Here is a 24,638-nt window from a genome sequence, read left to right on the forward strand (position 1 = left end):
TTTGCTCCAAAGTTGGCTCGCAACTCCGGACGGAAAACCGCTTCGCACTTTTCCTGGAGTTTGCTTAAAACCGCATGCCGGGAACGGCGAGCGGATTGTCGGAAAGCGCCTGCGCGTCCGGCCGGTCGATGCGCGGCTTGCCAGTAAAGGCGTCGAACAGGTCGCGCACGAAGTCTTCCGTCAATCCCTTGGTGATCAGCACCATGCGCGTGCGCCGGTCGTTTGGGTCCGGCCATGCCGCCAGACGCTCCGGCGTGTGAAAGACATTCTGCACCCCATGCAGCACCAGCGGCCGGTCCGGTCTGTCGGCAACCGCAACGATCGCCTTCATCCTGAGCAGCTTCTCGCCATGGGCCGAACGCAGGAGGTCGATGAACATGTCGAGTGCCATCGGCTCGATCGGCCGGTCGTGCACGATGCTGAACGAGCGGATGTCGCCGCCATGCCGGTTCACATCATGATGATGGTGGTCATGGTCATGATGATGATCGTGGTCGTGATGTTGATCATCGTGATCGTGGTGATGGTGGCCGTCGTCGTGGTGCGCCTCGTCCTGCAGCCAGCGGCCGACATCGGCGATCTTCGAGGACGGATCATAAAGGCCGCAGGCGAAAAGCGCTGAGCGTCCCGCCTCGTCGCTGTCGCCATCGATGAGCGGCGCACGCGGATTGAGCGCCCGGATGCGAACCGTCAACGCGTCGCGCGTGGAAGCATCGGCGAGACCCGTCTTGCTGATGACGATACGGTCGGCGACTGCGATCTGCTTCAGGGCTTCCTCGTGATTGGCGATCGTCTGCAGGCCGTTGACGGCATCGACGACGGTGACGACGCCGTCCAGCCGGAAGTTCTGCGCGATGATGGGATTGCCGATCACGGATTGCAGCACCGGCGCGGGGTCGGCAAGGCCGGTCGTTTCGATGACGATGCGCTTCAGCGGCTTGATCTTGCCGGTCTGCATCCGATCCATAAGGTCGGCAAGCGTGTCGACCAATTCGCCACGCACCGTGCAGCAAAGGCAGCCGTCGGAAAGCTCGATGACGCCGTCACTGGAAGCTTCGACCAGCAGGTGGTCGATCGAGACGTCGCCGAACTCGTTGATGATGACCGCCGTGTCCGAGAGATCGGGATCCTTCAGCAACCGGTTGAGCAACGTTGTTTTGCCCGCACCGAGAAAGCCGGTGAGGATGGAAACCGGCACCGCCGACAAGGGACTAGCCATCATGAACTCCGATCAGAAGGTCGGCCGCGGCACGGGGATCGGCACATTCGCGGCGTCGCCCTGGCCAGCCTGGTCGGCGACGACTTTCGGCGCCTTCTCACCGCTGCCGGCGATAAGGCCGGCGAAGGCGAGCTTCAGCGGCCGGTTGATATCGTGGATATAGGGCGAAAGCAGCTTCTGGCGGCCGGCCTCGTCGCGGCCTTCGCTGCGGACCTTGGCCGCCGCCTTCGAGCAGATCTGCTTGCTGACATCGGCCACCACGTCGCGCGTCTCGCCATAGGGCGGGATCTGCACGAGGGAAGGCTTGCCGTTGCCGCTCGTCGTCAGCGCCATCTGCATGAGCCGCGCAGATTCGTCGGCACGCGCGCCGAGGCTATCCTCGCCGAGCACGACCGAGACGACGCTACGCCCGTCACGGGTGGCAGACGAAACCTGGTTGAAACCGGAGGCGCAGATGAAGCCGGTCTTCATGCCATCGGCACCTTCGAAGCGGCCGATCAGCATGTTGTAGTTCGGATAGTTCTTCTTGCCGGTGGTAAAGCCTTCCAGCGAGAAATAGGAGGCGTATTGCGGGAACTCGCGCTTCAGCGTAATCGCCAGCACCGCAAGGTCGCGCGCCGTCGTATACTGACCGGGACCCGGCAGGCCGTTGGGATTGATGAAGTTGGACGAGGTCATGCCGATGCGGCGCGCCTCGGCGTTCATGCGCTCGATGAAGGCGGGCTCCGAACCGCCGACCGTCTCGGCGATCGCGACGGCAACGTCGTTCGCGGACTTGACCAGCATCATCTTCAGCGCGCTGTCGAGCGTCATCGCCTGCCCGGGCTTGTAGAACATCTTGCTCGGCGGCTCGGAGGCCGCATTCTTGGTCATGATGACCGGGCTCTCGAGCGTGAGCTGTCCCGACTTGATCGCGCGGAAGGCCGTATAGGCCGTCATCAGCTTGGTCAGTGACGCCGGATACCATTTCTGGAAGATGTCCTGGTGTTCGTAGACCTTCAGCGAATTGACGTCGACGACCAGCCTCGGATTGGCTGCAGCCGGCAATGCCGCAAGAAGCGTCGCGCACGTCACTGCCGTGACACCAAGCGCCCTCATCTTGCCACGCGTGAAAATTCCTGCTGTCACCACGATAGAACCTCGAAATTCCGCTGTTGCCTCGTCTCGTCCGGCTATTTAGCCTATATGGCGAGGAGATGGCAAAGCCCATTCACGGGCACCCCTGCCAATCCACCGCAGATACACAGTGATCGAACAGACCGACAGGACGAACCGATGCCGATACTCAACCGTGCCGCCGAGCTCCAGAACGAAGTCGCCGAATGGCGGCGCCACCTGCACAGGAACCCGGAGCTCCTGTTCGCGGTCGAAAATACGGCATCCTTCGTCGAAAAGAAACTGAAGGAGTTCGGCGTTGACGAAGTCGTGACGGGCCTCGGCCGCACCGGCGTCGTCGGCCTGATCCGCGGCAATCTCGGCGCGGGCCGCACGATCGGCCTGCGCGCCGACATGGATGCGCTGCCGATTACCGAGACGAGCGGCAGGCCCTGGGCTTCGGAAACGTCTGGCAAGATGCATGCCTGCGGCCACGACGGCCATACCGCCATGCTTCTCGGCGCGGCCAAGTATCTCGCCGAAACCCGCAACTTCGCCGGCAATGTCGCCGTCATCTTTCAGCCGGCCGAAGAAGGCGGCGGCGGCGGCAACGAGATGGTCAAGGACGGCATGATGGAGCGTTTCGCCATTGAGGAAGTCTATGGCATGCACAATATGCCGGGCATGCCCATTGGTCACTTCGGCAGCCGTGTCGGCCCCATCATGGCTTCGACCGACGAATTCACCATCACCATCAAGGGCCGCGGCGGCCATGCGGCCCAGCCGCACAGGACGATCGACCCGATCATTGTCGGCACGCAGATTGTCACTGCTCTGCAGACGATCGCCTCGCGTACGGTCGATCCGCTCGCTTCGGTCGTCGTCTCCGTCACAAAGTTCAACGCCGGCTTCGCCCACAACGTCATTCCGGAAGACGCCGTGCTCGGCGGCACGGTGCGCACTCTCGTGCCCGAGGTGCGCGATATCGGCGAGGCTCGCATCCGCACGATCGCCGAAGGAGTGGCGGCCCTATACGGCGCGACCGTCACCGTTCACTACAACCGCAACTATCCGGTGACCGTGAACCATGCGGAAGAGACCGGCTACGCTTTGAAGGCCGCGGCCGAGATCGCGGGGACAAGCAACGTCAAGCCGTCGCTCGACCCGATGATGGGCGGAGAGGATTTCTCCTACATGCTGCTCGCACGTCCCGGCGCCTTCGTGTTCATGGGCAACGGCGACACCGCCGGGCTGCATCACCCGGCTTACGATTTCAATGACGAGGCGATCCCGCACGGCATCTCCTACTGGGTGAAGCTCGCGGAAACGCGACTTGCCGCCTGAGGCATCGGCGGGAGGCACCATGCATCAGATCGACAAGATTGACCGTAGAATTCTCAACATCCTCCAGGCGGATGGGCGCATCACCAATCTGGAGCTTGCCGATCGCATCGGCCTGTCGCCGACGGCGACCAGCGAGCGCCTGCGCCGGCTGTTGAAGGAGGGCTACGTCTCGGGTTTCGGCGCACGGCTTGACCCGCACAAGCTCGGCTTCGGCCTGCTGGTCTTCATCGAGGTCATGCTCGACAAGACGACGCCCGACGTCTTCGACCAGTTCGCCGCCGCCGTCAAACAGGCACCAGCCGTGCTCGAATGTCACATGGTGGCGGGGGGCTTCGACTATCTCGTCAAGACGCGGTTTGAGGATATGGCCGCCTACCGCAACTTTCTCGGCCAGGTTCTCTGGACGCTGCCGGGCGTCAAGGAGACCCGCACCTATGCGGTGATGGAGGAGATCAAGAACGACGGGCCGTTGCCGCTCGTTTGAGCGGTCGCGGCGACCCGCGGGCGTTAATTGCGCGGGCCCTCGCTACCTTTCGGGAGACACCCCACTCCCCATACCCGCCTTTGCAATCCCGAATGGCGCAGCATGCCCGACGAGACATGCCGCGCCTTAACTCGTCACGCCGCGAGGGACGCCATGTCGATGACGAAGCGATAGCGTACGTCGCTCTTGACGACGCGCTCATAGGCTTCGTTGATCTGCTGGATCCGGATCGTTTCGATTTCCGAGACGATGCCGTGCGCGCCGCAGAAGTCGAGCATTTCCTGGGTTTCCTTGATCGAGCCGATCATCGAACCGGAAATGCTGCGGCGCGCCGGAACCAGCGAGAAGGCGTGGACCGGCACGGCGTTTTCCGGAATGCCGACGAGGACGAAATCACCGTCGACCTTCAGGAGATTGACGTAGGCGTTCCAGTCGATCTCGGCAGCGACGGTGCAGATGATCAGGTCGAACGTGCCGTGCAGCGCCTTGAACGTCTCCGGATCGTTGGTGGCATAGTAGTGGTCGGCGCCGAGCTTCAGGCCGTCTTCCTTCTTGGAAAGCGTCTGGCTAAGAACGGTCACCTCCGCGCCCATGGCGTGCGCCAGCTTGACGCCCATGTGGCCGAGGCCGCCCATGCCGACGATCGCGACCTTCTTGCCGGGACCGGCCTTCCAGTGGCGCAGTGGCGAATAAAGCGTGATGCCGGCGCAAAGCAACGGTGCTGCGGCATCGAGCGGCAGGTTCTCCGGGATGGACAACACATAGCCTTCCTTGACAACGATGCTGTCGGAATAGCCGCCCTGGGTCGGGGTCTTGCCGTCGGCCTCGACGCCGTTATAGGTCACGATCAGACCCGGCATGTAATGTTCCAGGTCGAGGTCGCGCGTGGCGCAGGTGGTGCAGGAATCGACGAAGCAGCCGACGCCGGCGCGGTCACCAACTTTGAACTTGGTGACCTTGGAGCCGACCGCCGTCACGATGCCGACAATCTCGTGGCCGGGGACCATCGGGAAGGCCGAATTGCCCCATTCATTGCGGGCCTGGTGGATGTCGGAGTGGCAGACGCCGCAATATTTGATCTCGATCACCACGTCGTCGTCGCGCGGTTCGCGGCGCTCGAAGGTGAAGGGCGTAAGCGGCTTCGACGCATCGGTCGCCGCATATCCTCTTGCAATGGCCATCAGTCTGTCCTCATTTTGGGAAAGGGTGCAGGTCCGGAGGGAACCCGGCCTGACGCACCTCGAACTATGGGGGCGCAGACACGGTGAGCGTTAGAGCGATCCTGCAAAATTCTTGCACGATCCTACAAGATTGACAGTGAGATCCTGGAGATGGCACGTCGATGCCCTATCTGAGCGTTGCCTCACACAATGCTAAGCCGCTGGAAAGACCGCAGATTATGACAGCCACAAGACAGACTGCCCGCCACCAGATGATCGATGTCATTGCCCGGTTTGCCGAGCGGGACGGCGACCACCTGACCGAGATTTCCGGGTTGACCCTTCATCGCCATGGCGGCGACGCCCCGGTCAACTGCTCGGCCTATCGGCCGAGCCTGGCGATCATCGTACAAGGCGCGAAGCGCGTGGTGCTCGGTGAAGAGACCCTGATCTACGGCGCGTCGGACTATCTGCTGACGTCAATCGACCTGCCCGTTCTCTCCCAGGTCTGCAAGGCCTCCGCAGAAGAACCTTATCTCAGCATGGCCTTCACGCTCGATCCCGGCAAGATTCAGGCGCTGCTTGCGTCCTTGTCGCAATTGCCGCAGCCTGCCGCTTCGGCGCGCGGCATGAGCGTCAGCAAGATCACTGTCGATCTCGAAGACGCGGCCCTGCGCCTGCTGCGCCTGCTCGAACGGCCAGACGATATCCCCACCCTCTTGCCGCTGATCGAACAGGAGATCCTCTACCGGCTTTTGACCGGCCCGCACGGCCACCGCCTGCGGCAGATGGCCACGACCGACAGCCAGCCGCATCAGGTCGGCCGCGCCGTCGCCTGGCTGAAGGAGCACTATTCGCGGCCGCTGCGGATCGACGATCTCGCCAACCGTGTCTCCATGAGCGTCTCGTCGCTGCACCATCATTTCAAGGCGATCACCGCGATGAGCCCGCTGCAATACCAGAAGCAACTCCGGCTGCAGGAGGCGCGGCGGCTGATGCTGGAGGAGCAACTCGACGCCGGCGACGCCGGCCACCAGGTGGGCTACGAAAGCCAGTCGCAGTTCAGCCGGGAATATGCCCGCCACTTCGGCGAACCGCCGATGCGCGACATTGGCCGCGTGCGCCGCTCGCTGCTCGAAAGACTAGGGCCGCAAGCGGAGATGCTGAGCGAGGGCTGAAGAGCACGCTCTCAGCTCCGTTCGATATCCCGCCGAAGGACGATCGAGGTCGTCAGGTCCTCGACATTATCCATCGTCGCCACTTCGTTGCGCAGCTCGTTGAGCGCATTGATCGAGCCGACCTCCACCTCGACGACCAGATCGAGCTGGCCGCTGACGGATGACACCTTGCGCACCGACGAAAAGCCGGCGAGCCGATCGAGCACGCCGATCGACGGCGTGCGCTTCAAGGTGACGAGCAGGAAGGCCTGGATGGTACCCTCCTCCAGTTGGCCGATATCGGCGCGATAACCGCGGATGACGCCGGCTTTTTCGAGCCGGCTGACGCGCTCGGTCGTCGCACTTCTCGAGAGACCGATGCGGCCGGCCAGCGACTTCATCGGGATGCGCGCCTCTTGCGACAGGATGCTGAGGATGGTGCGATCGATCGCGTCGATGTCCTGCATGTCTGCTCTCCTTGATCGCGCCGACAATATGACGGTTATTATAAACATAGTGCCGGTGCAACCGGCATATTGCCGGATGCATCGCAGCACAGCTCATGTAACTCTCGCTGACAGATGAGGGTCCCCATGAACGATATGCTGACGACGACGCCTGACTTTTCGACCGACGCGGCAGCGGCGCTGCTCAAGGAGCATTACGGCCTAGAAGGTTTGCTCTCGCCGCTTGCCAGCGAACGCGACCAGAATTTCAAGGTCGAGACCACGGGTGGCGACACTTACATCCTGAAGATCATCAACGGTGCCGAGCCCGAAGTCGAAAGCGATTTCCAGACGGCGCTTCTCAGCCATGTCGGCACCCATGCCGTCGATCTGCCGGTGCCGCATATCCGCCCGACGCTTGATGGCGCGAGCCTCGCTTCGACCACGAGCGCGCGCGGCGTCACGCATCGCCTGCGGCTCGTCAGCTGGGTCGAGGGCCTGCCGCTTGCCGAGACGGGGCGCACTGACGCCGCGCTGCAATCGCTTGGGCAGATGCTCGGCCGCTTCGACGCATCGCTCAGAGGTTTCATGCATCCGGGCGCGCTGCGCGACCTCGACTGGGACATCCGCCACGCGGCTCGGTCGGCCGACCGGCTGCATCATGTCGCCTCGGCCGAAGACCGCGCTTTGCTGGAGCGCTTCCTCGCCCGTTTCGAAAAATCCGTCGCACCGCGCCTTGCCACCCTTCGCGCCGCCGTCATCCACAACGACGCCAACGACTGGAACGTGCTGGTCGCCAAGGCGGACCACGACCAGATCTCCGGCCTGATCGATTTCGGTGATGCCCTGCACGCGCCGGTGATCGCCGAAGTGGCGATCACAGCCGCCTATGCCGGGCTCGACCATCCCGATCCGATCAGCGCTGCCGCTGCAATCGCCCGCGGCTTCCATCAGGAATATCCGCTGGCGGAAGAAGAGGTCGACCTTCTGTTCGATCTCATCGCCATGCGCCTCGTGACATCCGTCACCATCTCGGCCTCGCGCCGGGCCCATACCGACGACAACCCCTATCTCGCGATCAGCGAGCGGCCGGCCTGGACGCTGCTGCGCAAGCTCGACCGGATGAACCCGCGCTTTGCCACAGCGATCCTGCGCAAGGCCTGCGGCTTCGAGGCAACCCCCGGGGCCCGCAGCGTCACAGCCTGGATCAACGCCAACCGCAAGACGCTGAAGCCGCTGCTCGAGAAGCCGGCCGCCACCTATCCGGCAGCACTGGTGCCCTATGGCGATCCCTCCCATCCGATGACGGTGAAATCCGCAGGCGAACAGCCGGATGAAGCCCAGGCGATCTGGGAAGACTATTGCCGCGACCATGGTGTCGCGCTCGGCATCGGCCCCTTCGGCGAGGAACGCACGGTCTATGCTGGCGAGATGTTCGTCTCACGCTTCATCGACCAAACCCGCCGCACCCGCCATCTCGGCCTCGACCTGTTCATGGCCGCCGGCACCAAGCTCTATACCCCCCTTGCCGCCACCGTCGTCAGCGTCGAAATCGAAAAAGACCCGCTCGGCTATGGTTGCCTGATCGCGCTTCGCCACGAGCCGGAGGGCTGCCCGCCCTTCACCACCCTCTGGGGCCACATGGCGCATGAAGCGATGGGCCGGATCAAGGCCGGCGACCGGCTGGAAGCCGGCGCGCTCGTCGGCGAGATGGGTGCGCCGAAGGAAAACGGCGGCTGGGCGCCGCACCTGCACCTGCAGCTTTCGACCGACACCAGCCTGACGGCGACCGAGATCCTCGGCGTCGGCGAGCCGCAGTTCCTCGACGTCTGGGCCGAACTGTTCCCCGATGCCCGCACCTTTGCCGGCATCGCCGAAGAGTTCTACGAGAAGAAGGGCCGCTCGCACGAGGAGATCGTCAGGCGGCGCAAGGAACTGCTGCTGCCGAACCTCTCGATCTCGTACGATAAGCCGATCAAGTTCGTGCGCGGCGAAGGCGTGTGGTTGATCGACGACAGTGGCCGCGCCTATCTCGACTGCTTCAACAATGTCTGCCACATCGGCCACGCCCATCCGGCGGTGGTCGAGGCGATGGCCAAGCAGGCGGCGATCCTCAACACCAACACCCGCTACCTGCACGACAACATTGTCGCCTATGCCGAGCGGCTGACGGCGACGCTGCCGAAAGAGTTGACCGTTGCCGGCTTCGTCAACAGCGGTTCCGAGGCCAACAGCCTGGCGCTCAGGCTGATGCGCGCCCACACCGGCCGCGAAAACGCGATTACGCTCGACTGGTCCTACCACGGCACGACACAGGAACTGATCGACATCAGCCCCTACAAGTTCCGCCGCAAGGGCGGTAAGGGCCCGAAGCCGCATGTGCATGTGGCGACCATTCCCGACAGCTACCATGCGCCGGCGGATTGGCCGGCCGAAGAGCACGGCAAACGTTTTGCCGAGAGCGTTGCCGAACTGATCGCATCGATGAAAGCAAAGGGCGAAGGCCCCGGCTTTTTCATCGCGGAATCGATCCCGAGCGTCGCCGGCCAGGTGTTCCTGCCGGGGGGCTATCTGAAGGAAGTCTACCGCCTGGTGCGCGAGGCGGGCGGCGTCTGCATCGCCGATGAAGTCCAGGTCGGTTTCGGCCGGGTCGGCAGCCATTGGTGGGCGTTTGAGACGCAAGGCGTCGTTCCCGACATCGTCACCATGGGCAAGCCGATCGGTGACGGCCATCCGCTGGCAGCTGTCGTCACGACCCGCGAGGTGACCGACAGCTTCAACAACGGCATGGAGTATTTCAACACCTTCGGCGGCAACCCGGTCTCCTGCGCCGTCGGTCTCGCCGTACTCGACGTGATCGAGGGTCAGGATCTGCGCGGCAACGCGCTTTCCGTCGGTAACTATCTGATCGACGCCTTCCGCGCCATGCAGGCCCGCTACGAGGTGATCGGCGACGTACGCGGCATGGGCCTCTTCCTCGGCATCGAGCTCGTCTCGGACCGCAAGACAAAGGCACCGGCAACCCAATTCGCCCGGGCTGTTTCCAACGGCGCGCGCCGCCGGGGCGTGCTGATGGGCACCGAAGGTCCGCAGGACAACATCCTGAAAATGCGCCCGCCGATGATCTTCTCGAAACGCGATGCCGATCATTTGATCGACGTACTTGAGGAGACCTTCGCAGACGTAGCGAAGACGCTCGGCTAGCGCCGGGTCGAACAGCAGCAAAACCAAACGGGTTGGCCGGGATGCACGACACGTATCCCGGCGGTGAAGACGCATGCCCAAAACATGAAAAAGAGGAGAACAGGACAATGAAACTTGGAGTTCTAGCACTGGCGAGCGCGGCGTTCCTTGCCGGCACCGCCGCAAACGCCGGCATGCTCGACGTCATCAAGGAGCGCGGCGAGCTTCGCTGTGGCGTCAGCCAGGGCGTGCTCGGCTTTTCCGCCCCCAACGACAAGGGTGAATGGACCGGCTTCGACATCGATTTCTGCCGCGCGGTCGCAGCTGTAGCCCTCGGCAATCCCGACAAGGTAAAATATGTGCCGCTTTCGACCAAGGAGCGCTTCACGGCGCTGCAGTCGGGCGAGGCCGATCTGCTGTCGCGGCAGACCACCTGGACGCTGTCGCGTGACACCGATCTCGGCATGAGCTTCGTCGGTGTCAACTACTATGACGGCCAGGCGTTCATGGTGCGCAACGATCTCGGCGTGAAGAGCGTCAAGGAACTTTCGGGCGCCTCCGTCTGCACCGAGACCGGCACCACGACCGAGCAGAACATGGCCGACTATTTCGGCGCCAACAACATCCAGTACCAGGTGGTCGCTTTCGAAAAGGCCGACCAGACGATCCAGGCCTTCAACACGGCGCGCTGCGACGTCTATTCGACCGACGCTTCGGCGCTTTACGCCCAACGCCTGACGCTGAACGATCCTGATCGTTTCGTCGTGCTGCCCGAAGTCATCTCCAAGGAACCGCTCGGCCCGGCCGTCCGCCAGGGCGACGACCAGTGGTTCAAGGTCGTGCGCTGGACCCTGTTCGCGCTGACCGAGGCCGAAGAGCTCGGTATCACCAAGGACAATGCCGCCAAGCTGCTCGAAAGCGGCACGACCGGCCAGAAGCGTTTCCTCGGCATCGAAAACGAAGCCGGCAAGTCGCTCGGTCTTGATCCGAAGTGGGCCTATCAGGCGGTCTCCGCCGTCGGCAACTATGGCGAAGTCTTCGAACGCCACCTCGGCAAGGACAGCCCGCTGAAGATCGAGCGCGGCCTCAACAAACTCTGGAGCCAGGGCGGCCTGATGTACGCCCCGCCGGCACGCTGATCCCCGAGCAATTCCGGCAAAAGTCTCCGTTTGGAATTGCTCGACCGAGGAAAAGCGCCAACGAGACGCCGCGGCCCTCCCCGCGGCGTTTTCGTTTCTGGTGTTCACCCGGCGCAACGGCCGCCGAGCCCGCCGATGAACACGGCGGGCGGTGCCGCCTGGTGAGAGCCTGGCTTACCAGCCTTCCTCCAGCACCCGTGCCAGCATGTCAGCGAAGAAGTCGGCGCTCTCCCGGCTGAGGCAGAGCGGCGGCTTGATCTTCAGCACGTTCAGGTGGTCGCCGGTCGGCTGCATGATGACGCCGAGATCGAGCAGGCGATCGCAGATCGCCACCGTCTCCTCCGTCGCAGGCAACAGGCTCTCCCGGTCGCGAACGAATTCGACACCGAGATAGAGCCCCATGCCGTGCACCGCGCCGATCAGCGGAAAGCGTTCCCCCAGCGCTTCGAGCCGGGCCTTCAGATAGCCGCCGACGACACGGGCATTCTCCGGTAGCCGCTCTTCGGTCAGGATATCGAGCACGGTCTGGCCGACGACGGAGCTGACGGGACTGCCGCCGGCGGATGAGAAGAAATACCCTTCCTTCTCCAGCGCGTCGGCAATCTCGCGCCGGGTGATGACGGCGCCGAGCGGGTGGCCGTTGCCCATACCCTTGGCGACGGTGATGATGTCCGGCACGACACCCTGCTCTTCGAAGCCCCAGAAGTAGTCGCCGAGACGGCCATAACCGACCTGCACCTCGTCGGCGATGCAGACACCGCCGCGCGACCGCACCATGGCATAGACCGCGTCGAGATAGCCCTTCGGCAGGGGGATGCCGCCGGCATTGCCGTAGACTGGTTCGCAAATGAAGCCGGCGAGCTTCTCATCCGCGGCGTCCAGCTCGGTAAGCTTCTTGACGACGGAGCGGACATAGCTGTCCGCCGTATCGGAACCACGGAACTCGCCGCGATAGGTGTTGGGCGCCGGCACCGGATGCACCCAGGCCGGACGGGTCTCAAGCGCCTGCGGGTTGTCGGCGATCGAGGTGGAGACCGCGTCGCTGGCGACGGTCCAGCCATGATAGGCTTCGAGCAGGGTCACCACATTACGCGCACCGGAATAGGCCCAGGCGAGCCTGAGCGCCAGGTCGTTCGCCTCCGAGCCGCTGTTGACCAGAAAAACCGTGTCGAGCCCGTCAGGCGCAAGCGCCGCCAGCCGCGTCGAGAACTCGGCGACGGCGGCATAGTGAAAGCGCGAATTGGTGTTGAGCAGCGACCATTGCCGCCCGACGGCCGACGCCAGCCGGGGGTGCCCGTGGCCGAGGATGGTTACGTTGTTGACCATGTCGAGATAGCTGCGGCCCTCGACGTCGAAGAGATATTCCTTCCAGCCGCGCTCGATCTGTGGCGGGTGCCGGTAATAATTCTTCTGCGGCTTGGCGAAGTGCTGCTGCCGTCGGCTTAGCAACGCTTCGCTGTGCAGTTCCGGCGCATCGCATTCGAAGCCGAGGACGCCGGCCGGTGACGGGCACAGATGCTTCCAGGCCTCTGCCTGATGCGGCATCGCAAAGAGCGGCGGCACGAGGCCATGCTCGCGGCAAAGCTGCACGCGGATCAGGCCATAGGACTGCTGTTCGCCGGAGACGACGCCCAGCACCGCCCCGGCGGCGGCGGTCGCCTCAAGATCGGCGCTGACTTCCACCCCTTCAAGGAACAGGCTCCCCTCGGCTCCCTCCAGCACCAGCAGCCCGTCCTGCCGGATGACGCGCCCCGCAAACGGAGCGACGATCTCGCGGCCCGCTTCCAGGCAGATGTCGACATGCAGCGCCAGCGTCGCGTCGGGCTTCGGCGAACGCAGTTGCGTTTCGGTCATCCGGTACTCGCCGTAGCGCGTTGTCGCGACGCCAATCGCGTGGGCCGCGTGCTGCAACAGCGAAATCGGCAGCCCTTGATGCTGCCAGCGCTCCTCCGGCAACAGCGGGCTCAGGATCGACAGGTCGATCTGGCGCACATCGCTCGGCCCGAGCCCCTGGATCAGGCTCTCCCCGGTCACCGACCGCAATGCCGGCGCAAACCCCGCCGCCGCCAGTATGGCGTGCTCCATCAGCGCCGGCGGAACCGAGGTCGCGACGTCGAAGATCTCCCGCTCATGCGCGGCATTGCCCTCGACGTAGGTGTTGTCAGGTTCGCGCGAAAGCTGGTGCTCGGAGCTTGCGACCAGCACGGCGGCGCGGGCGACGATCAGCGGCCAGAGCGCCTTCAGCTCCACCTCGGTCAGCGGGCACGCGGCGTGAAACCCCTTGACTGCCGGCAGGATGAACCAGGGGTCACCGTCAGCATGATGCAGCAAAGAGGCGCAGGTCACGGCAAGCTCGGCGACCAGCCACCCCTTGAGGATATCGCCGAAATCGATGACTCCGTCAGGGATCGGCCGGCCGGATGCATCGGGCTGGCTCACCACATTGTCGTCGGTGACATCGTGATGGATCGCCTGGATGCGCAGCTCGGCCGTGAGCGGCTGCAGACGACGCATGGCTCCGACCATGATCTCGGCGATCCGCTTCTTGCGCTGCTGGTCCGGCATGTCGGCGAGAAGATGAAGCACGACGGGACCGGCGCGGCGCAGGTCCCATTGCAGTTCCCGTTCAAGCCCTGGATGCTCGAAGTCCTGCAACGCAGCGGCCAGCCGCCCGGCCAGCGCGCCGAGCGCGGAAACGGCTTCACGCGAGAGATGCTTGCGCCGGGTCAGTGGCTCGCCATCGAGAAAATTCAACAGGCGGATCCGGTAATCCTGGTCGCGGACGGTAACGCTCTCGATCGCCTCGCCCTTGAGCGAGGGCACGACTTCCGCAACACGCGCCGAAGTCAGGCGCTGGGAAAGATGCTGCAAGGCCGCATTCTGGGCCTCCAGTTCGAGCCCCCCATATTCCGCACGGCAGATCTTCAGCACGTAGCGCCGCTCGCCGGTATCGATGCGATAGTTGCGGTCCTGCTGGCTGCCGAGTTCGCTGATCGTGCCTGAGAGACCGTAGTGCTCCGCCAACAACGCCTGCGCCTCCTCGGCGCTGACATCGGGCCTGGGCAACTCGGTGCGAAGCTTCAGCGCGTCCTCAATCATGGTCTCGTCATCCTCCCACTCGGCGGTCGATCCTCCGAATCGACCGGAATATTGTCGAGATTAGAGCGGGATGAGGAAAAGATGTGCGGTTTTCTGCCGTCGCCCCAATCCCGATCTACTGCGACATGCCCTCAAGGCGATAGCGCGTGCCGGGATAAAGCAGGCGCGCCGTCGTCACATTCGCTGTCTCCGACCAGGTACGGCGCCGGATCATCAGGCAGGGTTCGTTGCGGTCGATGCCGAGCAGCTTGCATTCCCACGGCTGCGGCGACACCGCCTCGACGATCTGTTCGGTGCGCGTGATGGGCGCGACTGCGGTAAGATAGGCGTTCGGTGTCATCGCCTGGAAATCCTGCTCCAGATAACGCGGGCAGATTGCCGGATTGACGAAACGATCCTCGATCTGGATCGGCAGGCCGTTTTCCGAATGCACCATGATCGAATGGAAGACACGGGCACCGGTGGCAAGGCCGAGCGCATAACCGATCTCCGGCGTCGCCACCTCTTCCTGCAGAAGCGTCATCAGCGACGTGTGCGTATGGCCGCGCTCGTGGATTTCGTCGGCGATGTTGCGGACTTCCAGAAGTGCGGTGCTGCCCTTGTGCGCGGCGACGAACGAACCGACGCCCTGCACCCGCGTGATCGCGCCTTCGGTTGCCAGTTCCCTGAGCGCCCGGTTGGCGGTCATGCGGCTGACACCGAGGTCGGCGACGATGTCGTTTTCCGAGGGGATGCGGTGATGGGCGGGCCACTCGCCACTCTCGATGCGGCTGCGGATGAACTGCTTGACCGCCTCGTAGCGCGGCACCGGACCATCCTCGAAGGCGGCCGTATCGTTCCGTTTTCTGAGTGCCGTCATCGGTTCAAGCCCCGTCTTTCCAGAATGCCGAACAAATCATGCGCATTCGCTCACGAATCTTTTCGTTCATTTCACGCTTGCGCGCCAGCGCAAAATATCTATAGTTCCATATACAACTACGTACAGGAAAATGCACATGGTTAGTTTTCCCGTCAACCGGATCTTTGCAGAACGGGCGCTCCTGCCCGGTGGCTGGGCCGAAAACGTCGCGATCTCGCTCGACGATTCAGGTCACATTGCAGCGATCGAAACCGGCAGCACCGCCGCCATTGGCGCCGAGCGGGCGGTCGGACCGCTGGTCCCGGCGATTGCCAACCTGCACTCCCACGCCTTCCAGCGCGCGATGGCCGGCCTTGCCGAAGTGGCCGGCAGCGGCGATGACAGCTTCTGGACCTGGCGCGAGGAAATGTATCGCACCGTTGGGCTGGTAAACCCCGACGATGTCGAGGCGATCGCCGCCAAGCTCTACATGGAGATGCTGAAGGGCGGTTTCGGCCACGTCGCCGAGTTCCACTACCTGCACCATCAGGCCGACGGCAGCCCTTACGCCGATCCAGCCGAAATGTCGCTGCGTATTCTCTCTGCCGCCCGCACGACCGGCATCGGCCTCACCCATCTGCCGGTTTTCTACGCGCATGCCAATTTCGGCGGCGTTGCACCGAATCCCGGGCAGCGGCCCTTCCTGCATGATCCGGATCGTTTCCTGGCCCTGCTCCAGCGCCTTGAGCCTCTTTGCCGCGAGGCCAGCAATACGCTCGGGTATGCCATTCATTCGCTGCGCGCGGCGACGCCCGAGGAGATGCGCACGATCCTCGACGCAGCGCCGGTCGCCGGTCCGATCCACATCCATGTCGCCGAACAGACCAAGGAAGTCGACGACAGCCTCGCCTGGAGCGGCCGCCGCCCGGTCGAGTGGCTGCTTGACGAAATGCCGGTCGATCAACGCTGGTGCGCAATTCATGCAACGCACCTGACCGAAACCGAACGCCAGCGTCTGGCGCGCTCCGGCGCCGTTGCCGGTCTTTGCCCGGCGACCGAAGCCAATCTCGGCGACGGAATCTTCCCGGCGGTTGAATTCATGGCCGAAGGCGGCAGCTTCGGCGTCGGCACCGACAGCCATGTGGCGACCAGCGTCGCCGAGGAACTGCGTCTGCTCGAATACGGCCAGCGGCTGCGCGACCGCCGCCGCAACCGGCTTGCCACCGGGCCAGGCGCCTCGATCGGCCGCACCATCTTCGACGCGGCATTCAAGGGCGGCGCCCAGGCGGCCGGCCAGAAGACCGCGGGCATCGCCGTCGGCGCACGCGCCGATTTCGTCGTGCTCGACGGCGACAATCCCTACATCGCTGCCGCCAGCGACAACCAGATCCTCGACCGCTGGCTCTTTGCGCTCGGCGGCGAGACCGTTCGCGACGTCATGGTCGCGGGCGAGTGGAAGATCCGGAACGGACGCCACGACCGGGAGGAAGACATCGACCGCGCTTTCGCGCGGGTGCTGATGAAACTGAAATAGTCACAGAAGCCAATATCAAAACAGGGAACAGCTTTATGTCGATCAGCAAACTGAAACTCACGCTTGCCGCCACCGGCCTCATGCTTGCCGCCTCCACCGGCAGCGCCAGCGCGTCCTATTGCGGCGACGGCAAGACCGTCATGTTCGCCGGCATCGATTGGGAAAGCGGCGCCTTCATCACCGAGGTGATGAAGACCATTCTTGCCAAGGGCTACGACTGCCAGGTGGATTCGATCCCCGGCAACTCGGTGACGCTGGAGCAGGCAACCGCCAACAACGACGTCCAGATCTTCGCCGAGGAATGGCTCGGCCGCTCGGACATCTGGAACAAGGCCGTCGAGGAAAAGAAGGTCGTTGCCGTCGGCAAGACCTTCGTCGGCGCCAGCGAAGGCTGGTTCGTGCCGGAATATGTGATCAAGGGCGACGCCAGCCGTAACATCGAAGCCAAGGCGCCGGACCTGAAGAGCGTCTCGCAGCTTTCCGATGCCAAGATCGTCGAAATCTTCGCCGATCCGGAAGAGCCCACCAAGGGCCGCTTCCTCAATTGCCCGTCGGGCTGGACCTGCGAGGGCGTCAGCTCGGCCAAGCTCGAAGCCTACAAGCTCGGCGAGACCTATGTGAACTTCCGTCCGGGCACGGGTACTGCGCTCGATTCCGCCATTACCTCCGCCTATCTCCAGGGCGAGCCGATCCTCTTCTACTACTGGTCGCCGACAGCGATCATGGGCAAGTTCAAGCTCGTCCAGCTCGAAGAGCCGGCCTATAACGAAGCCTGCTGGAAGGAGCTTTCGAGCGCCACCGGCAAGCGCGACCAGGGTTGCGCCTTCCCGTCGGTCGACGTTTCCTATGGTGTCAACAGCACCTTCGCTCAGGAAGCACCGGAGATCATCGCGATCCTCGAAAAGGCGACCTTCCCGCTCGAAGCCGTCAACGGCAGCCTTGCCTACATGGCCGACAACAAGGTCGACGCTACGGCAGCCGCCGCCGAGTTCTTGAAGACCAAGGCCGACGTCTGGGGCAAGTGGGTTTCGGACGAAGCCCGCGGCAAGATCGAAGCCAGCCTGAAGTAATCGCGACCCATCGCCGGCTCGGGCTAGTCGCTGCATCCAATGCGCGCGTGAGCCTGAGCTGGCGGTTGGCCACAATACCCGAGGCAAGCGCCGTCGGCGGCTCACCGTGTCCGCTGGCAGCCCGAGCAAGGAACGCGTCCGATGTTTCCGGATTCTCTCAATCTCTCCATTCGCGGGCCGGTGAACGATTTCATCCAGGCGCTGGTCAGCGGCTATGGCTGGGTCTTCAAGGCGATCAGCGCCGTCATTCTAAAAGCCGTTCTGTTCATTGAATGGATTCTGCGCGGCCTGCCCTGGTGGGTCGTCATCCTGATTTTCATGGCGCTCGCCTGGCAGAGCTCCAAGCGCTGGACCCTGACGGTGGCCGTCGGTATCCTGCTCTTCTTTGTCGGCGTGCTCGGCCTCTGGGACCTGACGATGCAGACATTGGCGCTAATGCTGATGGCGACAATCGTCTCGGTCGTCATCGGCGTGCCGATGGGCATCCTGGTTGCCAAGAGCCGCGTGATGCGCAACATCACCCTGCCGGTGCTCGACGTCATGCAGACTATGCCGAGCTTCGTCTACCTGATCCCGGCGCTGATGCTCTTCGGCCTCGGCAAAGTTCCGGCGATCCTCGCCACCATCATCTACGCCGTGCCGCCACTCATTCGCCTTACCGATCTCGGCATCCGCCAGGTCGACCATGAGGTGGTGGAAGCGGCAACCGCGTTTGGCGGCAGCCCCAACCAGATCCTCTTCGGCGTCGAGCTGCCGCTCGCCACGCCGACGATCATGGCCGGCCTCAACCAGACGATCATGATGGCGCTGTCGATGGTGGTCGTCGCCTCGATGATCGGCGCCCGCGGCCTCGGCGAGCAGGTGCTGAACGGCATCCAGACGCTCGACGTCGGCAAGGGCCTGGAGGCCGGCATCGGCATCGTCATTCTCGCGATCGTACTCGACCGCATCACACAAGGCTTCGGCAAGAGCCAGACGGAGGATCCCCGCAATGGCTGATATCGAGATCCGCAACGTCTACAAGATCTTCGGACAGGACTCCAAGGCCGCGCTCGCCATGGCCAAGGAAGGGCTCAACAAGTCCGAAATCCTCGCCCGCTCCGGCTGCAGCGTCGGCCTCAACAATGTCAGCCTGACGATCGGCGCCGGCAAGATCTTCGTGATCATGGGGCTCTCGGGCTCCGGCAAGTCGACGCTGGTGCGCCACATCAACCGGCTGATCGAACCGACCAGCGGCGAGGTGATGTTCGACGGCAGCAATATCCTGACGCTGGATGCCAAGGCGCTGCGCACCTTCCGCATGCACCGCGTCAGCATGGTGTTCCAGAGCTTTGCCCTGATGCCGCACCGCACGGTGTTGCAGAACGTCGTCTACGGTCAGCGCGTGCGCGGCCTGCCCAAGGCCGAGGCCCGCGATATCGGTATGAAATGGATCGAGACGGTCGGTCTTGCCGGCTACGATGCCAAGTTCCCGCACCAGCTCTCTGGCGGCATGAAGCAGCGCGTCGGCTTGGCTAGGGCGCTTGCGGCCGATACCGACGTGATCCTGATGGACGAGGCCTTCTCGGCCCTCGACCCGCTGATCCGCGCCGACATGCAGGACCAGCTACTGCAACTGCAGCAGAACCTGTCGAAGACAATCGTCTTCATCACCCACGATCTCGACGAAGCGCTGCGCATCGGTTCGGAAATCGCCATCCTCAAGGACGGACAGGTGGTGCAGGTCGGCACGCCGGACGATATTCTCGAGCGGCCGGCCAACGACTACGTTGCCCGGTTCGTGCAACGCCGACAGGGACGACCGGAAGCCCATGACTGAGAGCATAATCCTCGACGGGCCTTTGACCTGGCAGGAAATCGCGGCGGTCGCCAATGGCGCACCGCTCGCACTTTCCGATGCCACGCGGCGACGCATCGTCAATGCGCGCCGCATTGTCGATGCGCTGGTCGAGCGCGGTATCCGCGGCTACGGCATCAACACCGGCGTCGGCGCGCTCTGCGATGTCATCATCGACCGAGAGAACCAGCAGGCGCTGTCGCGCAACATCATCCTCAGTCATGCTTGCGGCGTTGGCGAGCCGCTCGCACGGCCTGAGGCTCGCGCCGTGATGGCCGCCCAGATCGCCAATTTCGCCCATGGCTATTCCGGCGTGCGTATCGAAACGGTCGAGGCATTGCTCGGTCTGCTCAACGCCAATCTCATCCCCGACATCCCGTCGCGCGGATCGGTCGGCTACCTGACCCATGCAGCCGCAATCGGCCTCGTGCTGATTGGCCACGGAACCGTCGACGACGGCAAGGGCAAGATCGGCGGCGCGGAAGCCCTCGCCCGCATCGGCCTCAAACCATTGCGATTGGAAGCCAAGGAGGGCCTTAGCCTCGTCAACGGCACGCCCTGCGCCACCGGCCTAGCGGCGCTCGCTCTTTCCCGTGCCGCCCGCCTGTTCGACTGGGCGGATGCGGCCGCCGCCATGACCTACGAAAACCTCGGCAGCCAGGCCAACGCCTTTGCCGCCGTCCCCCTAGCGCTTCGCCGCTCCAAGGGTCTCGAAGAGGTTGGTGCGTCGCTGCGCGCCTATCTTGCCGATAGCCCGATGCTTGCGGAAACCGCAGGCACCCGCACGCAGGACCCCTTGAGCCTTCGCGCCGTGCCGCATGTGCATGGCGCTGCCCGCGACGCGCTGGCCCAGGTCGCCGAAGTCGTCGACCGGGAGCTTGCAAGTCTCACTGACAACCCGGCCGTTTCCGGTACCCCTGAGGCGCCGGAAGTGCATTCGCAGGCCCATGCGGTCGGCGCCGCCCTTGGCCTTGCCATGGACAGCCTGGCGGTCGCGGTCGCCGAAGTCGCCGCCATTTCCGAGCGCCGCATCGACCGGCTCGTCAATCCGCTCGTGAGCCGTCTGCCGGCGTTCCTCGCCGGCGACAGCGGCGTCTCCTCCGGCTTCATGATCGCGCAGTATACGGCTGCCGCTCTTGCCGCGGAAAACCGACGCCTCGCCGCCCCCGCCAGCCTCGATGGCGGCATCACCTCGGCTCTCCAGGAAGACATCCTCACCCATGCGACACCGGCCGCCTGGAAGGCGCTGTCGATTGCCGACAACCTCGAGACGATCCTCGCGATCGAACTGCTGGCCGCATCCCAGGCCTATGACCTGCAGCCGCGCGGCCGCGCCGCCCGCACCGACGGGCTCTACCGGCGCATCCGGTCGATAATCCCGACCTATGCCGACGACCGGCCACTGAATGGCGATTTCGCGCGCATGCGCACACTCATGGAAGAGAGCACGCCATGAAGATCCTGCGCGCGGAGAACTACAAGCGCATGCAGTGGAAGAACGGCGGCGGCGAGACGGTGGAGATCGCCGTCTTCCCGGACAACGCCTCGCTCGCCGATTTCGACTGGCGCGTGAGCATGGCGACCGTGGCCAGCGACGGCCCCTTCTCCAGCTTCCCCGGTATCGACCGCACGCTTTCGATCCTTCAGGGCAAAGGCATGCGGCTCATGATCGAGAGGCGCGAACCCGCTTTGATGACCGGCGAGACGGCACCACTGCCTTTCCCGGCCGATGTCGCAACATCGGCAACGCTCGTGGACGGTCCGATCGTCGACCTCAACGTCATGACCCGGCGCGGCAAGCTTACGCATTCGGTCCAGCGCCTGGCGATCGGCCATCCGCAGACAGTGGACGGCACAGCCGACACGACCATCGTCCTTTGCCATGGCGGTTCCGTGCGCTTGGCAGCGGCAGAGGGACAAGCCGACCTCGCAGCAGGCGACACGGCGATCCTCAAAGGCTCGGCCGCCCTCACGATCGAGCCGACGACCTTTGCCGTTGTGTTCGTGATCACCATCGACAAGCCGGCCACCTGATCGGCGCCCGCTCGCGCCGCTCAACCCCGACGTAGATGCAGCAACGGATATGGACGCCCGGCGTCATCGACCGGCGAACGACCGACCGTCTCGAAACCCAGGCGCTGATAGAAGCCTGCCCCGGATGCGTTCTGCTCGTTGACGTCGACCGTCAACACCGGATGCAGCGTCATCGCATGCTCGACGAGCATCCGGCCGACGCCACTGCCGCGCGCATCGGCGTGGACGAACAGCGAGTCGATCTGCGCCCCATTCATGCCCATGAAGGCGAGCGCCTGATCGTTTTCATCAGCGGCAGTCCAGAACTCGGCGGCGGGCAGCTACTGGTCGCGCACCAGAGCCTCAATGGCAGCGAAGTCTTCCGGCGTCAGGAAGTCGTGCGTGGCGACCACGGCGGTACGCCAGATCGCGAAGGTGCGCGGAAAATCGTCAGGACGGGAGGGGCGAATGGAAATGGTCATGCCACGATCACTTTGAAATACGAGGCGCCAATGGGATTGCAGCGCTCAGGCTCGCGCCAAAGCAGCGCACAGGACGCCAGATGGTGAAGATGTCCGGTTACGAATCCGATTCGGCTCTTTAGTTGAGGGCGCCCCGATCGCAAGCCGTTCGGCCAGGTGCGCTTTTCAGGCAACGACGATTAAGTTTCCAGTAACCATATCTCATGTTCCCCGGGGAACAGCGCAGCTGACGCCACACGATAGTCTCTATGTCACGGTTTCTACCGACACACGTCAACAAACGCAGGCTTGGAGGACAGGGGACATGATCAAAACCGCTTTCGGCGTCAACGTCACCGTACTGGTCTTCTCGATCACCGTGATCGCCATCATGCACTTCGCCCTGTCTCAATATCGGGCGGCTGAAATCGCCGATATCAACCTGCCTGACTACTCGACGATCACTTCGTCGATCCACTACTAAGGCCCTCGTTCCGGCCGCGAAAGTCAGGCAGCGTGTCGAACTGGCTTTCCTCCGTCGGCACCTCCTTCGAGCGAAACGATCTGTAGGCGCTACCATCGATGATGGCGGCGCCTTTTTGCATCGATCAGCCGCCCCATGAACGGCCGGAGAGATTATGATAGGCAACGCCGATCGAGCGAATCGAACGCTCGAAACAGACGTCTATCAATGTTCCCAAAGGGGCCGAGGCAAATATGGCAGATCCGCAAAGCGAACTGAAACTCAGTGCGTTCAAGCTGCACGAACAGGCGGTCCGCGCATCCGTCGGCGGGAAGCAGCTGGCATTGGACGCACTCGAGCTCGGCGGCGAAATCCTCGTCGTCCTGACATGGCTGGGCAACTCCGAGAAGGGCCTGCGCAAGCCGGAATATGTCCTGCCCTTGAGCGCGATCATGCACCAGAAGCTGAGCAACGATTCGGACGCGAAGTACAAATGGGCTATCGGTGCACCGCTGCCGCAGTCGCTCTTTGACGGCAGCGCGTCGAGGCAATTCAGAAGGCAGTTCGGGGTCAGAAGCGGGCCGGCGCTGACATTGCCGCTGAAGGCGACACTTCATTGAGGGTGGAGGCCCCTGCTAGGGGGCGGTCGCTTGCATATTTTGCGATATCTCTGCCCCATGCGGAAACCGCTCGTTTTTCGCGTTGCCCCCGGAGCAAGGAGGCGTGGGTAGTTAGATGGCCGGCTGTTCAGCTGCCCAGACACCCAAGAACTCATCCTTGCAGTTTACGATCTTCTCGTTGGCAAAAGCGTGCGTCCGGCGATTCAATTCGTCGACCACTGCATCGTCGACGTCAACATAGCGCACGGGTTTGATACCCTTGGTAATTGGCTTCGTATGATGCACTAAGAGTGCCACCCGCGGGCTCATTGGAAGAACGATTTCAACCGTAGGCCACGCCAATCCGGGAGACTGGTACATAAAGGGTCGTAGGTGTGCTTCAGGGTCGAAGCGGGACACCGGCGCGTCGGACGTAATAAAATGTCTTCCGCGCGACCGAAGCACGGTAGTTTGCATTTGGGCTAGAACGGGGACCTGAATTCTGAGGAAGCGCGGCATGAGGTGTTGGATGGGGCGCTCAGCTAACTCTCGAACCTGATCCATCGTCATGGTTGGTCCGTCCCCAGGTATCGACATCGCGGCGAGGCGCTTACGTTCCTCCACCGTTTTGTCGGCGACCTGCGCCATCATTTGCTCCCCGATATGGATAAGCTCATTGTAGTGCTGCCGGTGATGTTCCCTAAAGGCTGGGGTACGGGCCTCCATGGCCGCGAGAAAAGCCATGAGCTTCACGTGTCGCGGGGGAGGAAGTGGTCTACCGACTTCAAGGAACTCCCTGCGCAACACTCCAACACCCTGCTCAAGTTGTTGAAGGCCGTTTTCAATGGTCAGATCACGACCCCCGTCTGGCATAGGGATCGTGTACATATCCGTTTCTCTAAATGTTTTCTCAGGACCTTTTCGCCTGCCCGCCCCGCCGCCTTTGTCAAAAAGCCAGATGTAAGTTTGTTCGGGGGGCGCGTCGGTATCCAGCCATGCGCTCAAATAAACATTCGGGACAAAGTGCTGTTTCTTCTTCTCGCGACCGCTAGCCACATTTGTGCTCCGACTCAGTTAGCACTCAATGGTGACACTCGTTTTGTATGAAAGCCAAGTCATTGGGCTCGGGAGAAGAGCGGGTTCTAGGCACCTTCAACAACGCAATGTAGGTGCTCACAGAGCCGATCCTAGTACGGAAAATTCTAAAAGCCGGTGTCAAAAAATCAGAAACGCGCGGCGCGCTACACCGCGGCCGCGCCAATCTAGCCGGAAAGGTCCTACAGCCGGCGCGATTCCCAGGCCAAAGGCTGTCCAGGTATACGGATCAAACATTGGAGAAATGGTAGCGGAGGAGGGATTCGAACCCCCGACACAAGGATTATGATTCCTCTGCTCTAACCTACTGAGCTACTCCGCCGGGTACCGCGTCAGGGCTTCGAAGGGGAAGCCGTCTTGACTGGACGGGCGGCTTATACGGCCCGCTTCCGGCCAGTGTCA

The 24,638-nt window shown here is 63.2% G+C and carries 22 protein-coding genes and 1 tRNA gene; 13 read left to right on the forward strand and 10 right to left on the reverse strand.

Annotated features, from left to right (window positions below; genetic code table 11):
• Positions 1 to 64 precede the first annotated feature (64 nt).
• The gene (locus tag V7S54_RS16225; RefSeq protein WP_065375311.1) at positions 65 to 1,219 is read right to left on the reverse strand and encodes a CobW family GTP-binding protein; all 1,155 of its coding nucleotides are present in this window, start codon (positions 1,217 to 1,219) and stop codon (positions 65 to 67) included.
• Positions 1,220 to 1,231: 12 nt separating this feature from the next.
• Positions 1,232 to 2,317: a D-alanyl-D-alanine carboxypeptidase family protein gene (locus V7S54_RS16230; protein WP_065375310.1), complete on the reverse strand. Its 1,086-nt coding sequence runs from the start codon at positions 2,315 to 2,317 to the stop codon at positions 1,232 to 1,234.
• A 177-nt stretch (positions 2,318 to 2,494) separates the two neighbouring features.
• Here V7S54_RS16230 and V7S54_RS16235 point away from each other — a divergent pair, with 177 nt between their 5' ends.
• Positions 2,495 to 3,658: a M20 aminoacylase family protein gene (locus tag V7S54_RS16235; protein ID WP_065375309.1), complete on the forward strand. Its 1,164-nt coding sequence runs from the start codon at positions 2,495 to 2,497 to the stop codon at positions 3,656 to 3,658.
• Between the two features lie 19 nt (positions 3,659 to 3,677).
• Positions 3,678 to 4,142: an Lrp/AsnC ligand binding domain-containing protein gene (locus tag V7S54_RS16240; protein WP_057254736.1), complete on the forward strand. Its 465-nt coding sequence runs from the start codon at positions 3,678 to 3,680 to the stop codon at positions 4,140 to 4,142.
• A gap of 134 nt (positions 4,143 to 4,276) precedes the next feature.
• Here the strand turns inward: V7S54_RS16240 and V7S54_RS16245 are convergent, their stop codons facing one another.
• The gene (locus V7S54_RS16245) at positions 4,277 to 5,323 is read right to left on the reverse strand and encodes an NAD(P)-dependent alcohol dehydrogenase (protein WP_065375308.1); all 1,047 of its coding nucleotides are present in this window, start codon (positions 5,321 to 5,323) and stop codon (positions 4,277 to 4,279) included.
• A 218-nt stretch (positions 5,324 to 5,541) separates the two neighbouring features.
• Here V7S54_RS16245 and V7S54_RS16250 point away from each other — a divergent pair, with 218 nt between their 5' ends.
• Positions 5,542 to 6,480: an AraC family transcriptional regulator gene (locus V7S54_RS16250; protein ID WP_336408651.1), complete on the forward strand. Its 939-nt coding sequence runs from the start codon at positions 5,542 to 5,544 to the stop codon at positions 6,478 to 6,480.
• An 11-nt stretch (positions 6,481 to 6,491) separates the two neighbouring features.
• On the opposite strand, the gene V7S54_RS16255 is transcribed toward V7S54_RS16250, so the two are convergent.
• On the reverse strand, positions 6,492 to 6,974 hold the full coding sequence (locus tag V7S54_RS16255) for an Lrp/AsnC family transcriptional regulator (protein WP_058321068.1): 483 nt from the start codon (positions 6,972 to 6,974) through the stop codon (positions 6,492 to 6,494).
• Positions 6,975 to 7,052: 78 nt separating this feature from the next.
• On the opposite strand from V7S54_RS16255, the gene V7S54_RS16260 reads away from it, so the two are divergent.
• The gene (locus V7S54_RS16260; protein ID WP_065375307.1) at positions 7,053 to 10,109 is read left to right on the forward strand and encodes an aminotransferase class III-fold pyridoxal phosphate-dependent enzyme; all 3,057 of its coding nucleotides are present in this window, start codon (positions 7,053 to 7,055) and stop codon (positions 10,107 to 10,109) included.
• Positions 10,110 to 10,216: 107 nt separating this feature from the next.
• Positions 10,217 to 11,227 (forward strand): amino acid ABC transporter substrate-binding protein, encoded by a 1,011-nt coding sequence (locus V7S54_RS16265; RefSeq protein ID WP_065375306.1) that lies wholly within the window; start codon positions 10,217 to 10,219, stop codon positions 11,225 to 11,227.
• A 174-nt stretch (positions 11,228 to 11,401) separates the two neighbouring features.
• Here V7S54_RS16265 and V7S54_RS16270 read toward each other — a convergent pair whose 3' ends face one another.
• Both V7S54_RS16270 and hutC read right to left on the reverse strand, forming a co-directional pair.
• Positions 11,402 to 14,326 carry an aminotransferase gene (locus V7S54_RS16270; RefSeq protein ID WP_336408650.1) on the reverse strand — a complete coding sequence of 975 codons (2,925 nt, stop codon included), beginning with the start codon at positions 14,324 to 14,326 and terminating at the stop codon, positions 11,402 to 11,404.
• 115 nt (positions 14,327 to 14,441) lie between these two features.
• On the reverse strand, positions 14,442 to 15,185 hold the full coding sequence (gene hutC / locus V7S54_RS16275) for a histidine utilization repressor (protein ID WP_065375304.1): 744 nt from the start codon (positions 15,183 to 15,185) through the stop codon (positions 14,442 to 14,444).
• A 136-nt stretch (positions 15,186 to 15,321) separates the two neighbouring features.
• On the opposite strand from hutC, the gene hutF reads away from it, so the two are divergent.
• The 6 genes from hutF (at position 15,322) to V7S54_RS16305 (ending at position 21,639) form a co-directional block, all read left to right on the forward strand.
• Positions 15,322 to 16,698 (forward strand): formimidoylglutamate deiminase, encoded by a 1,377-nt coding sequence (gene hutF / locus V7S54_RS16280; protein WP_065375303.1) that lies wholly within the window; start codon positions 15,322 to 15,324, stop codon positions 16,696 to 16,698.
• 35 nt (positions 16,699 to 16,733) lie between these two features.
• Complete coding sequence (locus V7S54_RS16285; RefSeq protein WP_065375302.1) at positions 16,734 to 17,768, forward strand: ABC transporter substrate-binding protein; 1,035 nt, start codon at positions 16,734 to 16,736, stop codon at positions 17,766 to 17,768.
• A 141-nt stretch (positions 17,769 to 17,909) separates the two neighbouring features.
• A complete protein-coding gene (locus tag V7S54_RS16290; RefSeq protein WP_057254726.1) occupies positions 17,910 to 18,767 on the forward strand; it encodes an ABC transporter permease in 858 nt (285 codons plus the stop codon).
• Complete coding sequence (locus tag V7S54_RS16295; protein WP_065375301.1) at positions 18,760 to 19,587, forward strand: quaternary amine ABC transporter ATP-binding protein; 828 nt, start codon at positions 18,760 to 18,762, stop codon at positions 19,585 to 19,587. Before V7S54_RS16290 ends, V7S54_RS16295 begins: the two co-directional genes overlap by 8 nt.
• Entirely contained in the window at positions 19,580 to 21,061 is a 1,482-nt protein-coding gene (locus V7S54_RS16300; protein WP_065375300.1) for an HAL/PAL/TAL family ammonia-lyase, read from the forward strand. Before V7S54_RS16295 ends, V7S54_RS16300 begins: the two co-directional genes overlap by 8 nt.
• Positions 21,058 to 21,639 (forward strand): HutD/Ves family protein, encoded by a 582-nt coding sequence (locus V7S54_RS16305; protein ID WP_065375299.1) that lies wholly within the window; start codon positions 21,058 to 21,060, stop codon positions 21,637 to 21,639. The genes V7S54_RS16300 and V7S54_RS16305 overlap by 4 nt, the downstream gene beginning before the upstream one ends.
• A 20-nt stretch (positions 21,640 to 21,659) precedes the next feature.
• Here V7S54_RS16305 and V7S54_RS16310 read toward each other — a convergent pair whose 3' ends face one another.
• Both V7S54_RS16310 and V7S54_RS16315 read right to left on the reverse strand, forming a co-directional pair.
• Complete coding sequence (locus V7S54_RS16310; RefSeq protein WP_327078066.1) at positions 21,660 to 21,959, reverse strand: acetyltransferase; 300 nt, start codon at positions 21,957 to 21,959, stop codon at positions 21,660 to 21,662.
• Positions 21,960 to 22,100, reverse strand: a complete 141-nt coding sequence (locus V7S54_RS16315) for a hypothetical protein (RefSeq protein ID WP_327078063.1) — start codon at positions 22,098 to 22,100, stop codon at positions 21,960 to 21,962.
• A gap of 304 nt (positions 22,101 to 22,404) precedes the next feature.
• Between V7S54_RS16315 and V7S54_RS16320 the strand changes: the two genes are divergently transcribed.
• Together V7S54_RS16320 and V7S54_RS16325 are read left to right on the forward strand one after the other, a co-directional pair.
• Entirely contained in the window at positions 22,405 to 22,563 is a 159-nt protein-coding gene (locus V7S54_RS16320; protein ID WP_156414732.1) for a hypothetical protein, read from the forward strand.
• 233 nt (positions 22,564 to 22,796) lie between these two features.
• A complete protein-coding gene (locus tag V7S54_RS16325) occupies positions 22,797 to 23,162 on the forward strand; it encodes a hypothetical protein (protein WP_065375298.1) in 366 nt (121 codons plus the stop codon).
• Between the two features lie 111 nt (positions 23,163 to 23,273).
• On the opposite strand, the gene V7S54_RS16330 is transcribed toward V7S54_RS16325, so the two are convergent.
• Both V7S54_RS16330 and V7S54_RS16335 read right to left on the reverse strand, forming a co-directional pair.
• Positions 23,274 to 24,197, reverse strand: a complete 924-nt coding sequence (locus tag V7S54_RS16330) for a DUF4238 domain-containing protein (RefSeq protein ID WP_065375297.1) — start codon at positions 24,195 to 24,197, stop codon at positions 23,274 to 23,276.
• A 284-nt stretch (positions 24,198 to 24,481) separates the two neighbouring features.
• Positions 24,482 to 24,558 (reverse strand) — tRNA-Met (locus V7S54_RS16335).
• Positions 24,559 to 24,638 lie beyond the last annotated feature (80 nt).

Source organism: Ensifer sp. CCNWLY38, from assembly GCF_037120565.1.
In the GTDB taxonomy this organism is placed as follows: Bacteria; Pseudomonadota; Alphaproteobacteria; order Rhizobiales; family Rhizobiaceae; genus Ensifer; species Ensifer adhaerens_H.

Bases quoted from the DNA above. Each gene is read 5' to 3' on its own strand.
- V7S54_RS16225 (WP_065375311.1), bottom strand. From the start codon at position 1,219: ATGGCTAGTCCCTTGTCGGCGGTGCCGGTTTCCATCCTCACCGGCTTT.
- V7S54_RS16230 (WP_065375310.1), bottom strand. From the start codon at position 2,317: ATGAGGGCGCTTGGTGTCACGGCAGTGACGTGCGCGACGCTTCTTGCG.
- V7S54_RS16235 (WP_065375309.1), top strand. From the start codon at position 2,495: ATGCCGATACTCAACCGTGCCGCCGAGCTCCAGAACGAAGTCGCCGAA.
- V7S54_RS16240 (WP_057254736.1), top strand. From the start codon at position 3,678: ATGCATCAGATCGACAAGATTGACCGTAGAATTCTCAACATCCTCCAG.
- V7S54_RS16245 (WP_065375308.1), bottom strand. From the start codon at position 5,323: ATGGCCATTGCAAGAGGATATGCGGCGACCGATGCGTCGAAGCCGCTT.
- V7S54_RS16250 (WP_336408651.1), top strand. From the start codon at position 5,542: ATGACAGCCACAAGACAGACTGCCCGCCACCAGATGATCGATGTCATT.
- V7S54_RS16255 (WP_058321068.1), bottom strand. From the start codon at position 6,974: ATGTTTATAATAACCGTCATATTGTCGGCGCGATCAAGGAGAGCAGAC.
- V7S54_RS16260 (WP_065375307.1), top strand. From the start codon at position 7,053: ATGAACGATATGCTGACGACGACGCCTGACTTTTCGACCGACGCGGCA.
- V7S54_RS16265 (WP_065375306.1), top strand. From the start codon at position 10,217: ATGAAACTTGGAGTTCTAGCACTGGCGAGCGCGGCGTTCCTTGCCGGC.
- V7S54_RS16270 (WP_336408650.1), bottom strand. From the start codon at position 14,326: ATGATTGAGGACGCGCTGAAGCTTCGCACCGAGTTGCCCAGGCCCGAT.
- hutC (WP_065375304.1), bottom strand. From the start codon at position 15,185: ATGACGGCACTCAGAAAACGGAACGATACGGCCGCCTTCGAGGATGGT.
- hutF (WP_065375303.1), top strand. From the start codon at position 15,322: ATGGTTAGTTTTCCCGTCAACCGGATCTTTGCAGAACGGGCGCTCCTG.
- V7S54_RS16285 (WP_065375302.1), top strand. From the start codon at position 16,734: ATGTCGATCAGCAAACTGAAACTCACGCTTGCCGCCACCGGCCTCATG.
- V7S54_RS16290 (WP_057254726.1), top strand. From the start codon at position 17,910: ATGTTTCCGGATTCTCTCAATCTCTCCATTCGCGGGCCGGTGAACGAT.
- V7S54_RS16295 (WP_065375301.1), top strand. From the start codon at position 18,760: ATGGCTGATATCGAGATCCGCAACGTCTACAAGATCTTCGGACAGGAC.
- V7S54_RS16300 (WP_065375300.1), top strand. From the start codon at position 19,580: ATGACTGAGAGCATAATCCTCGACGGGCCTTTGACCTGGCAGGAAATC.
- V7S54_RS16305 (WP_065375299.1), top strand. From the start codon at position 21,058: ATGAAGATCCTGCGCGCGGAGAACTACAAGCGCATGCAGTGGAAGAAC.
- V7S54_RS16315 (WP_327078063.1), bottom strand. From the start codon at position 22,100: ATGACCATTTCCATTCGCCCCTCCCGTCCTGACGATTTTCCGCGCACC.
- V7S54_RS16320 (WP_156414732.1), top strand. From the start codon at position 22,405: ATGATCAAAACCGCTTTCGGCGTCAACGTCACCGTACTGGTCTTCTCG.
- V7S54_RS16325 (WP_065375298.1), top strand. From the start codon at position 22,797: ATGGCAGATCCGCAAAGCGAACTGAAACTCAGTGCGTTCAAGCTGCAC.